General features: G+C 66.0%; 9 protein-coding genes and 2 tRNA genes. 7 read left to right on the top strand and 4 right to left on the bottom strand.

Features of this window, described 5'->3' with window-relative positions; all coding sequences use genetic code 11:
• Positions 1-357 precede the first annotated feature (357 nt).
• Entirely contained in the window at positions 358-660 is a 303-nt protein-coding gene (locus HCU64_RS07140) for a hypothetical protein (protein ID WP_233383142.1), read from the bottom strand.
• Between the two features lie 200 nt (positions 661-860).
• Positions 861-936: transfer RNA gene (locus HCU64_RS07135), tRNA-Asn, on the bottom strand.
• Between the two features lie 263 nt (positions 937-1199).
• Here HCU64_RS07135 and HCU64_RS07130 point away from each other — a divergent pair.
• From HCU64_RS07130 to HCU64_RS07105, 6 genes are all read left to right on the top strand, one after another.
• Positions 1200-1273 (top strand) — tRNA-Cys (locus HCU64_RS07130).
• 273 nt (positions 1274-1546) lie between these two features.
• Positions 1547-2200, top strand: coding sequence for a protein-L-isoaspartate O-methyltransferase family protein (locus HCU64_RS07125; RefSeq protein WP_233383141.1), 654 nt, complete (start codon positions 1547-1549; stop codon positions 2198-2200).
• A gap of 209 nt (positions 2201-2409) precedes the next feature.
• Positions 2410-3804, top strand: coding sequence for a TolC family outer membrane protein (locus HCU64_RS07120; protein ID WP_233383140.1), 1395 nt, complete (start codon positions 2410-2412; stop codon positions 3802-3804).
• Positions 3805-3937: 133 nt separating this feature from the next.
• Positions 3938-4516 carry a PopZ family protein gene (locus HCU64_RS07115; protein WP_233383139.1) on the top strand — a complete coding sequence of 193 codons (579 nt, stop codon included), beginning with the start codon at positions 3938-3940 and terminating at the stop codon, positions 4514-4516.
• 105 nt (positions 4517-4621) lie between these two features.
• A complete protein-coding gene (locus HCU64_RS07110; RefSeq protein ID WP_233383138.1) occupies positions 4622-7342 on the top strand; it encodes a valine--tRNA ligase in 2721 nt (906 codons plus the stop codon).
• A gap of 58 nt (positions 7343-7400) precedes the next feature.
• Positions 7401-8111 (top strand): DUF2459 domain-containing protein, encoded by a 711-nt coding sequence (locus HCU64_RS07105; RefSeq protein ID WP_233383137.1) that lies wholly within the window; start codon positions 7401-7403, stop codon positions 8109-8111.
• 3 nt (positions 8112-8114) lie between these two features.
• Here the strand turns inward: HCU64_RS07105 and sugE are convergent, their stop codons facing one another.
• Together sugE and HCU64_RS07095 are read right to left on the bottom strand one after the other, a co-directional pair.
• Positions 8115-8429, bottom strand: coding sequence for a quaternary ammonium compound efflux SMR transporter SugE (gene sugE / locus HCU64_RS07100; RefSeq protein WP_233383136.1), 315 nt, complete (start codon positions 8427-8429; stop codon positions 8115-8117).
• Positions 8430-8535: 106 nt separating this feature from the next.
• Positions 8536-9102 carry an HNH endonuclease gene (locus HCU64_RS07095; protein WP_233383135.1) on the bottom strand — a complete coding sequence of 189 codons (567 nt, stop codon included), beginning with the start codon at positions 9100-9102 and terminating at the stop codon, positions 8536-8538.
• 598 nt (positions 9103-9700) lie between these two features.
• Between HCU64_RS07095 and HCU64_RS07090 the strand changes: the two genes are divergently transcribed.
• The gene (locus tag HCU64_RS07090) at positions 9701-12370 is read left to right on the top strand and encodes a DUF3772 domain-containing protein (RefSeq protein WP_442785921.1); all 2670 of its coding nucleotides are present in this window, start codon (positions 9701-9703) and stop codon (positions 12368-12370) included.
• Positions 12371-12560 lie beyond the last annotated feature (190 nt).

The raw sequence follows: 12560 nt of genomic DNA, 5'->3' as shown, positions 1-12560 counted from the left end.
AATTGAGGAGCATGACGAAAAGGTCGGGCGCAGCGAGCCGGACAGGGAGCGCCCGGGGCAGGGTGATGCCGCCAGCCGTCCGGTCGACGGCCAGAAACCGCAGTCTGACGACCGTGGGAAGCGCGAACCTCAGCCAGTTCCAGGGCCCAATCCCGGGCCGTTCGCGCCGCATTGATCCCAAAATTCGGTTCGGAGCCTGCGTACCGACTTCTATGCTTGGAAAACTTCGAGCTGTTTGCCGCTGCTCTACCAGCGCCCTCAGAACCGATCTGCATCGTGCCGCGCCTAATCGGCGAAGGCGCATAAAAAAGCTCGGCTCAGGCAATGCTGGCCGGGCATTCTCATTCTCGCGCGGACTTATTCGCAGACACGAACTCGCCGAAAGAGAACGTCACCATAGGCGTCGATATAGCGGCGGCGTTCGAAATGGCACACGGGACCGACATCTTCCTCGACGTAGACCGGTCGAGGCGCGCGATAGACCGGGCGGCCCGGGTAATAGTCGTTGTTCGACGAAGCGATCGCACCACCGACCGCGAGGCCACCAAGCACGCCGAGGGCGGCTGCGCCGCCCGCGCTGATGCCGTCTCGGGCCTGTGCTGCAGGCGCGAGGCCAGTCAGGCTTCCCACGATCAAAACCGTCGCGATCGTCGTCTTCATGTCGTCAACCTCACCCAAACCGAGCGCGAATCTCGGTCTTTCCGGGCACGGATCTGCGACAATTTTTACGGCGAATGTTCGACGCCCCCCACGGTTGCGAGATGAACACCCCCTCGGCCGCGCACGGCCAACAGCAGCGCCGCACGATTGTTGTCATGCACTGCGCAAGAAAACCGCCGAAAACAAAATGTATGGGAAATTGGCTCCCCGAGCAGGACTCGAACCTGCGACAAGGCGATTAACAGTCGCCTGCTCTACCAACTGAGCTATCGGGGATCACCGGTGCCGCTGTCGCGATCACGGCGCGGTCCTTAGCCCATCGCCGACGAACAAAGCAAGTGGCTCCGGTGCCACGATCGCAAGAGACCTTGTTGGCATGGCGATCAGGCTCAGAGCTGAGCCGAGGCTGGAGAGAATCCATTCGCCATGGTTCGGGAATCCCCGTTGCCGATCGGCCTACGGCTCTGCTAGAGACCCGTCCTCCCCGATCGGCCGCCCGGTCGGAGATGATGGTTGCATCCCGACGCTGCCATCGTGACGGCCTCGTGGCGGAGTGGTTACGCAGAGGACTGCAAATCCTTGCACCCCGGTTCGATTCCGGGCGAGGCCTCCATCTTTTTCGGCGATTGCACCGATCGAGGCCCGACGGGCCGATATCGCGAGCATCGCGCGACACTCCATCCTTTTCCTTGTTGCGACCGAATTTCGCGGCGCCGAATAGCAGTGTGCCGCCTCGGCAGCCTGCGCCGTTCCGATGCCTTCAGGCCGCGCGGAAATCTTGCCTTTTTGGAACCGATCCACGACAACCCGGCGCGCCGGAGCGGCGAGCGACCACGGGGGTCGCCCGAGGCCTGCACCGGATCCTTCCAAAAGGGTCGCAGCCTCCATGCTCGATTTCGCTCAGGCTCGACAGCTCATGGTCGATTGCCAGTTGCGCACGTTCGACGTGAACGACATCCCGGTGCTCGATGCCTTCGCCACCGTTCCCCGCGAGCGCTTCGTGCAGTCTGGGGCAGAGGACTTCGCCTATATCGACCGCACCTTGCGGCTCTCCAGCGGCAGCGAGATCGCGCGTTTCATGCCGGCGCCGATGGTGCTCGCCCGCATGATCCAGGCGCTCAAGATCCGGCCGGGCGCGCGCGCGCTCGACGTGGCAGCAGGCTATGGCTACGGAACTGCGCTTCTCGCCGAGTTGAAAGCGCGGGCGGTGGCCCTCGAATCTGACCCTGATTTGGCACAGGTGGCACGTGAGCGGCTCGGGCAAACGGCCGAGGTGATCGCCGGACCGCTCGGTGAGGGCGTTGCAGCGCAAGGTCCCTACGATGCGATCCTGGTCCAGGGGCGGGTCGAGACCCGGCCGCAAACCCTGCTCGACCAGTTGCGGGACGATGGACGCTTGGTCTGCGTGCTCGGCCCGGACCGTGGCGCCAAGGTCACGCTCTTCGTTCGAGCCGGCGACGCCTTCGGCGCGCGCCCGCTCTTCGACGCTAACCTACCGGTACTGCCGGACTTTGCCGCGGCCCACGGCTTCGCATTCTGACGGGCGATTGCATCACAGGTTAAGCGAGTGTCGCCTTTATGCGCCACCGTTAAGCAATCGGTGATAGCGCGCCTGCACAATATGGCCCGCAGCGTTCCCGATCGGCTAAGCTCGCACTGAGGCGGGCAAGCCGGCAACGCGCTTTCAGGCGTGTGGAAGGTCGCAATCTCAATCGCGACCGCCGGTTCATTCAGAAACCGCAAGGGCTGATGAGCGTGAGTGTACGGACACCTGCGGCGCGGTGGGCGCGTCGGTTGTCGAGCGCTGCCGTTTTGGCGCTCGTAACCGTCGGGCCGGCTGGAGCCGAAACCCTAGAAAGCGCGCTTTCGCGGGCCTATGCCGCGAACCCCGCTCTGAACTCGGAGCGCGCCCGGCTGCGTTCGGTCGACGAGACCGTGAACCAGGCGCAGGCCGGCTATCGGCCGACCGTATCCATCGATGCGGATATCGGCCTGACCCAGACACAGGGCCGAGTCTCCAGCCAGCAGCTCAACCAGGTGACAAGGCCCGGCGGCGCGGGCATCACCATCAACCAAACCCTGTTCAATGGCTTTCGGACCGACAGCCAGACCCGTCAGGCCGAGTCGAACGTGTTGTCGAACCGCGAGGCGATCCGCCTCACGGAAATGACGACGCTGTTCAACGCAGCCCAGGCCTACATGTACGTCCTGAGCGGCACGGCGAACCTGGAGCTGCAGCGCAACAACGTCGAAGTGCTCGAAGAGCAGCTTCGGCAGACCCGCGACCGCTTCAACGTGGGCGAGGTCACGCGCACCGACGTCGCACAGGCCGAGGCCCGCCTGGCAGGTGCCCGCTCAAGCGTGAGCGGAGCCGAGTCGCAGCTGCGCTCGGCGATCGCCCAGTATCGTCAGAACATTGGTGTGGAGCCGCGCCAGCTCGCGCCGGGCCGTCCGTTCGATCGGTTCGTGCCGAAAAGTCTCGAAGAGAGCATCGAGATCGGCCTGCACGAGCACCCGCAAATCCTGGCCTCTTTGCACGCGGTCGATGCGGCCGAGTTGCAGGTGAAGGTCGCCGAGAGCATGCTGTCGCCTACCGCTGCCATCCAGGGGCAGGTGCAGCAGCGCTACGACTCGCAATTTCCCGGCGACAATTTCGCCGCTGCCTCGATCGTCGGACGCCTGTCGATCCCGATCTACCAGGGCGGCTCCGAGTACTCGCAGATCCGTCAGGCCAAGGAGTTGGTCGGCCAGGCCCGACTGATCGCCGAGCGCGACCGCGATAGCGTGCGCTCCGTGATCGTGCAGGCATGGGGCCGACTCGAAGCCGCGAAGGCACAGGTTCTGGCCTCGCAAGCGCAAGTCCAGGCCAACGAGGTTGCCCTGAACGGCGTGCGTGAGGAGGCCCGTGTCGGCCAACGCACGACCCTCGACGTCCTCAACGCGCAGCAGGAACTCCTGAGTTCGCGCGTGAACCTGATCCTCGCTCAGCGTGACCGCGTCGTTTATTCCTACGATGTGGTGCAATCCATCGGCCGGCTCACCGTGCGCTTCACTTCGCTCCCGGTCACGCCCTACAGTGCCAAGGAACACTACGACCAGATCAAGGACCTCTGGTACGGGGTATCGACGCCTGACGGGCGCTGACCTCGATCCGGGACGGGGATGCGATTCCCCGTCTCTCGCAGCGCGATCAGGCGGCTTCCTGGTCAACGTCGAGTGAATTGTTAACCATCTTCTCCGATTCTCTTCTGCACCCCTCGCGTGAGTAGTCGTCAGGATGAGTGCTGCAAGCCCCCGTTTCCCGGAGATGAAGGAGCCCGCCGCGGGCGAGCCCTCCATGGAGGAGATCCTCGCCTCCATCCGACGCATCATCGCGGACGATAACGGCAACGAAGCAGAGCCGGAGCCAGCGCCATCGCCGGCCGCAAAGCCTCGCGCAGACGACGTTCTCGACCTCGCGCAAGTCGCCAAGCCGGTACGCCGACCCGAGCCCGTCGCCTTCGAGCCACCTGAGGTCGATTTCGGCTTCGACGAGGTGGATTTTGCGATGACCGAGCCCGAGCCGGTCGCCCCGCCGCAACCGCCCCCCGCTGCGGAGAAGGCGCCGCAGCGTCTTCAAGCCGCGGTCGAGGAAGAGGTCGTGGAGCGCCTCGTCTCGAAGGACACGGATGACGCCATCGGCCAGCATTTCACAATGCTCGCCCACACCGTATTGACCAATAACACCCGCACGCTCGAAGACCTCGTCAAGGACATGCTCAAGCCGATGCTGAAAGCGTGGCTCGACGAGAACCTGCCGAACATGGTCGAGCGCCTGGTCCGCGCCGAGATCGAGCGGGTTGCAAGAGGCCGGTAGTCTCGGCCGGCTATCGCGCGATCCCGCGGTTGACGCAGGGGCGGCGAAGGGTTGAAAGCGGCGTCTTCCTGAGAAGACCGCCCGCACCAACGGCCCGACCGCCCCATGATGGACAAAACCTTCGATCCCGCCGCCGTCGAGGCGCGCGTCGGCGCAGCCTGGGAAACCGAGGGCGCGTTCCGTGCCGGCCGGCCCGAGCGCGCGGGCGCCGAGCCCTACTGCATCGTCATTCCGCCGCCGAACGTGACGGGCTCGCTGCATATCGGCCATGCCCTCAACAACACGCTGCAGGACATCCTCTGCCGGTTCGAGCGGATGCGCGGGCGCGACGTGCTCTGGCAGCCGGGCACCGACCATGCCGGCATCGCCACGCAGATGGTGGTCGAGCGCCAGCTCATGGAGCGGCAGCAGCCCGGCCGGCGCGAGCTCGGCCGCGAGGCCTTCCTCGAGAAGGTCTGGGCCTGGAAGGAAGAGTCGGGCGGCGCCATCGTTGGGCAGCTGAAGCGACTCGGCGCCTCCTGCGACTGGTCGCGCGAGCGCTTCACCATGGACGAGGGCCTCTCAGAGGCCGTTTTGAAGACCTTCGTCGACCTGCATGCGCAGGGCCTGATCTACCGCGACAAGCGCCTCGTGAACTGGGACCCGAAGTTTCAGACCGCGATCTCGGACCTCGAAGTCCTGCAGGTCGAGACCAAGGGCAACCTCTGGTACTTCGACTACCCGGTCGTCGACGAGGCCGACGGCCTCACCGGCGAGACCATCACGGTCGCCACCACGCGCCCCGAGACCATGCTCGGCGACACCGCCGTCGCGGTTCACCCGGACGACAAGCGCTACACGGGCCTGATCGGCAAGAAGGTGCTCTTGCCGCTGGTGCGACGCGCGATCCCGATCGTCGCCGACACTTATTCCGACCCGGAGAAGGGCACCGGCGCAGTGAAGATCACCCCGGCCCACGATTTCAACGACTTCGAGGTCGGCCGGCGCCACGGCCTGCGCGCCATCAACGTGCTCGACGAAGAGGGGCAGATGCTGCTGGCCGGCAACGAGGCCTTCCTGCAGGATGCCGATCCTGAGCCGGAGGCGCTGGAACTCCACGGCCTCGACCGGGCCGTCGCCCGCAAGCGCGTCGTCGCGCTGATGGAGGAGAAGGGCCTCCTCCTCAAGATCGAGCCCAACGTCCACGCCGTGCCGCATGGCGACCGTTCGGGCGTGGTCATCGAGCCCTACCTCACCGACCAGTGGTACGTGAACGTGAAACCGCTCGCCGAGCGCGCCCTCCAGGCGGTGCGCGACGGTGAGACCCGCTTCGTCCCCGAGAACAACGAGAAGGTCTTCTTCCAGTGGCTCACCAACATCGAGCCCTGGTGCATCTCGCGCCAGCTCTGGTGGGGCCACCAGATCCCGGCCTGGTTCGACGAGGACGGCGGCATCTACGTCGCACTGAACGAGCAGGAGGCGCAGGCCAAAGCCGCGTCGGCCCGCGGCGGCCCCGTCACCCTGCGGCGCGACGAGGACGTCCTCGACACCTGGTTCTCCTCGGCGCTCTGGCCGTTCTCGACCCTCGGCTGGCCCGAGGCGACGCCGGAACTCGCCCGCTACTACCCCACCAACACGCTGGTGACCGGCAAGGACATCCTGTTCTTCTGGGTCGCCCGCATGATCATGATGGGCCTCCACCTCACCGACAAGGCACCGTTCTCGACCGTCTACCTACACGCCCTGGTCCGCGACGCCACCGGCGCCAAGATGTCGAAATCGAAGGGCAACGTCGTCGATCCGCTCGGCTTGATCGAGCAATACGGCGCCGACGCCCTGCGCTTCACCCTGGCCGCGCTCGCCGCCCCGGGGCGCGACATCAAGCTCGGCCCGAACCAGGTCGAGAGCTACCGCAACTTCGCGACGAAGCTATGGAACGCCTCGCGCTTCGCCGAGATGAACGGCTGCCGCCTCGATCCGGACTTCAAGCCGGAGGCGGCCAAGGCCGTCCTCAACCGCTGGGCGCTGGGCGAGGCCGCCCGCGCGGTCTCCGAGGTCGCCACGGCGCTTGACGCCTACCGCTTCAACGATGCGGCGGCCGCGGCCTACCGCTTCGTCTGGAACATCTTCTGTGACTGGTATCTCGAACTCGCCAAGCCGGTACTGCAGGGCGAGGGCGTCGATCCGGCGCTGAAGAACGAGACGCAGAAGTCGATCGCCTACCTGATCGATCAGATCGCCAAGCTGCTCCACCCGTTCATGCCGTTCCTCACGGAGGAGCTATGGGCGATCAAGGGCGAGGGCATGGTCGATCGCGGCCTGCTGACGCTCGCCTCCTGGCCCGATCTCTCCGGCCTCGCGAATTCCGAGGCCGAGGCCGAGGTCGGCTTCCTGGTCGAGCTGATCTCCGAGATCCGCTCGGCCCGCTCCGAGACCAACGTGCCGGCCGGCGCACAGATTCCGCTGGTTCTCGTCGGCGTCGACGGCACCGTGCGCGAGCGCGTCCAGCGCTGGCAGGACACCCTGCTGCGCCTCGCCCGCCTGTCCGAGATCCGATTCGAGACGGATGCGCCGAAGAACTCGGTTCAGCTCCTCGTGCGCGGCTCGGTCGCGGCTCTCCCGCTGGAGGGCATCGTCGACCTCGCCGCCGAGGTCGACCGCCTGCGCAAGGAAGCGGGCAAAACCGAGGGCGAGATCAAGAAGCTCGATGGCAAGCTGAATAACGCCGACTTCGTCGCCCGCGCACCGGAAGAGGTCGTCGAAGAGCAGCGTGAACGACGTGACAGCGAGGCCGCGCGGCTGGAGAAGATCCGCGAGGCGCTGACGCGGCTCACGGATCAGGGGTAAGGGGCCGGCTTTTTCCCTCTCCCTCGTGGGGAGGAGGGGCGCTCGATGGGAAACCGGCGTGACGTGGTTGCGCCGTCTCGGCCTTGCCGTTGCCAGTGTCGTCCTGGCGCTGCTCATCGCCGCTCTGCTAACGGCGAAGCCCGGCGATCCCGCCCTCTACCCCCCCGCCGAAGCTAACGCCCAAAAAATCCACCTCGTCAGCCATGGCTGGCATTCGGGCATCGTGCTGCCCCGCGCGGCGCTGGGGGGCGAGGGCGCCGCTGCGGCGCTCCGGAACCTCGCCACCCGCTTCCGCGACTACGACCAGATCGAATTCGGCTGGGGAGAGGCGCGCTTCTATCGCTCGACGCCGACGATCTCCGACGTCGACTGGAGGCTCGCGGCCGAGGCGCTGTTCACCCCGGGTGGCAGGGCCGGCGTGGTGCAGGTAGTCGGCCTGCCCGACGACCTGCGCCATGTCTTCCCGGCGGCCGAGATCGTGCCGATCCGCGTCTCGCCGGCCGGCCTCGCACGCCTGCTCGCCCGGCTCGACGCCGCTTTTCGCCTCCAGGACGGCCAGCCGATCGAGGAGGGCCCCGGCCTCTACGGGCCGAGCCTGTTCTATGCCGGCACGGGCCGCTTCTGGTTCGGGAATGTCTGCAACCACTGGACGGCGAGGCTGCTCAACGCGGCAGGACTGCCCGTTGCGCCGGTGCTCGACACCTATCCACGCGGCCTGATCCTCGATCTCGCCTGGCGCTCGGGCGCGACGGCACTTCCGCCGCCCTGACGCTCACTCGGCGAGCTTCAGGCCGAGGATCCCCGCGACCACGAGGGCGATGCAGCCGACCCGCATGGCGGTGACCGGCTCGGCGAAGAGCACGATGCCGAGAATCGCCGTGCCAACCGTGCCGATCCCGGTCCAGACCGCATATCCGGTGCCGATCGGAAGGGATTTCACCGCGTAGGCGAGCAGCACCACGCTCACCACCATGCTCGCCAGCGTCCAGACCGATGGCCAAAGCCGCGTGAAGCCGTCCGCGTACTTCAGTCCTACGGCCCAGCCCACCTCGAACAGGCCGGCGACGAACAGAATGGCCCAGGCCATGACGGTCTCCTCGCCCGGCGACCTTTCGCTGGGCTTCCGGAGCCGACCATGGCGGCCCGCGCTTGTCCGCCAAGTGCCGGATCGCACATCGAAGCGCGATGAGACTTCAGCTTTCCAGCGGGCTGTCCCAGTACAGGAAGTCGAGCCAGGTGTTGTGCAACTCGTTCTTGGCCTTGGGCAGACGCCGGGCGATAGCGTCGAGCTGGTAGGGCGACGGCTCGAAAGGCTTGCGGCGCAGGTTCATTCCGCTCTGGTCCAGCGAACGGTTGCCCTTGCGCAGGTTGTCCGCGCTGCAGCTCGCGACGATGTTGGTCCAGACCGACTCACCGCCCTTCGAACGCGGATTGACATGATCGAAGGTCAGTTCCTGCGGGGGCAGGCGCTCGCCGCAATACTGGCAGGTGAACTCGTCCCGTAGGAAGAGGTGGTACCGGGTGAAAGCCACTTTCTTGCGCCGGTGGTAGCTCTTGAGCGCCACCACCGAGGGAACCTGGAAGGATTCGCTGGCGGAGTGGACCTCGACGTCGTCGTAGGTCTTCACTTGGATGACGCGCTCTTGCAGCACGGCCACTAGCGCGTCCTGCCAGTTCCAGACCGAGAGCGGCGCCCAGCTCACCGGCTGCATGTCGGCATTGAGCACCAATGTGCGCAGGTTGGAGACGTGCGCGTTCATGTCGACCTCCGATGATCGGCAGCCGCGCCGAAATGCCATTCGGAGCGCGCCGCCGATGGGAGGGCAAAAGCGAAGATGAGGGCACTCGTCATAGACGCAACTCTCTGATCGCGTTCACGAGCTCTGACCCCGTGGGTTGGTCCAATACTCCGATCCGGTCGGACATGGCACCCCCAGCTCTTCTTCCGCGCTGCGAAAGCTTGACCGTTACAGTGCCGCCGAGGTGGCGTGGAGCGAAAACGGAATGGAAACGGCGGCGACGGCTGCCGGGGAGGGGCAGCCGGTGAGACGCGGGCAGTGGGGCGTCGGACTGAGTCACGACGATCGTCGCTGCCCGGCAGCGAAACGACAGGGCCATGTCCATTGCTGCTCAGTCTAATATCGACGTGACAGGGTTGTGAAGGTCGGTCGGATTGGCGAGACGTCGCGCGCACAGATTCGATCCTTAAGCGACATGTTCAGGTGCGAGCTGCACCGTTTCGCCCCATTGATCCGCGACGGAAGACACCGCGACCGGTGCGATTTTCGCGAACTGCTCCATCTCAGTCGCGAACATCACTTTGGCCACGGACACGGGCGCGGCCCTCGAACAAGGACGATGATGGTTCGATCGACCCTTCGCGCCGCGCGCATCGCGGCCCTCTCGGCAATCCTGGCAGGTGTCGGATTCGCGGCTCTAACCGGGGCGCTGGCTCAGGGCGCGGCGCCCACTCAACCGCAGGAACAGAAGGCGGCTCCGCCGCCCCAAGCTGGCGGCGACAAGCCGCAGCCGGCACAGGGCGCCGCGGCCACACCCGCTCCAGCGGCGAAGCCAGTTGCGAAGCCGGTGGTCTCCGAGGGAATCAAGACGGTCCGCGGACGCCTCGATCAGATCAAGGGCGACCTCGATTCCCGCGAGAAGTCGATCACCGGCCGCGACATCGACCCCGCTGCTCTCAGCCGCGCCCGCGACGGCCTGGAGAGCGTTTCCGATCGGATCCGCACGATCATCGCCGCCCTTGAGCCGCGGCTCGAGGCTGCGCGCGAGCGCCTGACCCAACTCGGGCCGAAGCCGAAGGACACGGAGGAGGGAGAGGACGTCGCCAAGGAGCGCGCCGAGCGCGAGCACGCCGTCACCGAGATCGACGAGACACAGCGTCTGGCCAAGTCGCTTCTGGTCCAAAGCGACCAGATCGTCGACCAGATCACCAACAAGCGCCGTGCAGCCTTCACCCGCGGCCTGTTCGAGCGCTCATCCGCGCTGTTCAGTCCCGATCTCTGGATGAAGATCGGGGCCGACCTGCCGCGGGACCTCAAGTCGCTTCAATCAGCGCTCGAAGACATCCTCTATCTCTTCTCGCGCAACGGCAGCCTGTGGAACCTGCTGGTTCTCGGCGCGGCCTTCGGGATCTCGTTCGCGCTGTATTTCGGCCGGCGCAACATCGCGCCAAAATTCGGCCGGCGCGACATCAAGGTGACCGATCCATCCCGCCGAGCCAAGCTGCTTGCTGCCTGGCGCGTGCTGCTCCTCGGCACCGTGCCGGCAGTGGCCGGCAGCTATGCCATCTACTACGCGCTCGATGCCACGAACCTGTTGCCGACCCGGCTGATGCCGGTGGCGAGCGCCATCCTGATCGGGCTTGCCTTCATCGCCTTTGTCCAGGCGCTCTGCGACGCGCTGCTGGCAGTCGGCAAGCCGGCCTGGCGACCGACGCCAGTCAGCGATGCGGCGGCCTGGCGCGTACAGCTCCTTGCGGTCAGCATCGCGGTCGTCATTACGGTCTCGAAGTCCACCGAGGCTCTGAACTCCGGCATCTACGCCGCGCTTTCGATCTCCATCGCGACCCGCGGCATCGGTGCCGTGACCGCAGCGTTGCTGCTGGCGATCGGCCTGCACCGCTTCGCCGACACGGCGGAGAAGGAGGAGGCGTGCTTCGGTCCCTACGTCGGAACCGAGACGTCGAGCGGCATTGGCGGCCCGCTGCGGCTGCTTGGTTGGGCGGCGACGGTCCTCGTCGGCATCGGTGCCATTATCGGCTATGTCGCCCTCGCGTCGTTCCTGGTTGATCAATTGATCTGGACGGCAAGCCTCTTCGTGCTGTTCTGGCTGCTCATTGCCAGCGCGGACGTCTTCATCGGCGGCTCACTCACCGACGACACCAAGATCGCCACCGCACTCCAGGCCAATACCGGCCTGCGCAAACGCTCTCTCAACCAGATCGCTGTGCTCGCTACGGGGCTGGCCCGGCTGGTGCTCATCGCGGTCGCGCTGCTCCTCGCGCTGGCACCATGGGGGCTCGATTCGAACGATGTTTTCTCGTCGCTGCGCTCGGCCTTTTTCGGCTTCAAGGTCGGCGACGTCACGATCTCGCTCTCCGGGATCGTGTTCGGCCTCGGCATCCTCGCGCTCGGGGTCTTCGTCACACGGTCGATTCAGCGCTGGCTGGAGAATACCTACCTACCCGCGACTGACCTCGATGCGGGTTTACGCAACTCGATCTCGACGATGGCGGGCTATTGCGGCTTCCTGCTCGCGCTCGCTCTGGCGTTCTCCTATCTCGGCCTCAGCCTGGAGAAACTCACCATCGTCGCCGGCGCGCTCTCGGTCGGTATCGGTTTCGGCCTCCAGTCCATCGTCAACAACTTCGTCTCGGGCCTGCTCTTGCTCTGGGAGCGCCCAATCCGGGTCGGCGACCAGGTGCTGATCGGCGACAGCGAGGGCATCGTGAAGCGCATCTCGGTGCGCTCGACCGAGATCCAGACCTTCGACCGCTCGGCCGTGATCGTGCCGAATTCCAACCTGATCTCGGGCGTGGTGAAGAACCGCGTGCGCGGCGACCGCAGCGGGCGGGTGATCGTCTCGGTGAGCGTTCTGCGCAACCAGGATCCGGTGCGCGCGGCAGAGATGCTGGTCGAGTGTGCGAAGGCCCACGCGGACGTGCTCAAGCAGCCGCCACCGCGCGTCGTCTTCAAGAAGATCGGCGACCCGTTCCTGGAATTCGACCTGATCGCCATGATCAGCGACGTGAATCTCGGGTCCAGTGTGCAGAGCGATCTCAACTTCTCCGTGTTCAAGACGCTCTCGGAAGCCGGCTTCATCCCAGCAATGGGACCGGCCTCCAGCTTCATCACCGTTCAGGGGCTGGAGCCCGTGCGAGACGCGCTCGGCCAGATTGCGAGCGCCGTCGGAACCGTTCCCGCGCGCAAGGGGGGCGATACCGAGGAGCCGGCTCGCCGCGACAGCGAGAGTGGGGAGCCCATTCGCCGCAAGCTCGGCGCAGCGCCCTGATGACGCGATGCCGACCGGCTTCCTCGGCGGCATCAACGCGCTGGCGGCATCACCACGCGACAGGGCCGGCAGGCATAGCTCTTGCCGGCCATGACCGGCTGCTCGTAACTGTGAGGCGCTGTCATCCAGGAGGATGTCCGATGTCCGCCCTCGATCGATCCCGCGCGCTGCTCGCTGCTGCTCTCGCCGT

Source organism: Methylobacterium sp. C25 (assembly GCF_021352225.1).
In the GTDB taxonomy this organism is placed as follows: Bacteria; Pseudomonadota; Alphaproteobacteria; order Rhizobiales; family Beijerinckiaceae; genus Methylobacterium.
Note: the sequence above shows the minus strand (reverse complement) of the source record. Positions and strands in the feature narration are given on the sequence as shown.

Excerpts from the sequence above, each read along its gene's own strand:
- HCU64_RS07140 (WP_233383142.1), bottom strand. The coding sequence starts at position 660 with ATGAAGACGACGATCGCGACGGTTTTGATCGTGGGAAGCCTGACTGGC.
- HCU64_RS07125 (WP_233383141.1), top strand. The coding sequence starts at position 1,547 with ATGCTCGATTTCGCTCAGGCTCGACAGCTCATGGTCGATTGCCAGTTG.
- HCU64_RS07120 (WP_233383140.1), top strand. The coding sequence starts at position 2,410 with ATGAGCGTGAGTGTACGGACACCTGCGGCGCGGTGGGCGCGTCGGTTG.
- HCU64_RS07115 (WP_233383139.1), top strand. The coding sequence starts at position 3,938 with ATGAGTGCTGCAAGCCCCCGTTTCCCGGAGATGAAGGAGCCCGCCGCG.
- HCU64_RS07110 (WP_233383138.1), top strand. The coding sequence starts at position 4,622 with ATGATGGACAAAACCTTCGATCCCGCCGCCGTCGAGGCGCGCGTCGGC.
- sugE (WP_233383136.1), bottom strand. The coding sequence starts at position 8,429 with ATGGCCTGGGCCATTCTGTTCGTCGCCGGCCTGTTCGAGGTGGGCTGG.
- HCU64_RS07095 (WP_233383135.1), bottom strand. The coding sequence starts at position 9,102 with ATGAACGCGCACGTCTCCAACCTGCGCACATTGGTGCTCAATGCCGAC.
- HCU64_RS07090 (WP_442785921.1), top strand. The coding sequence starts at position 9,701 with ATGATGGTTCGATCGACCCTTCGCGCCGCGCGCATCGCGGCCCTCTCG.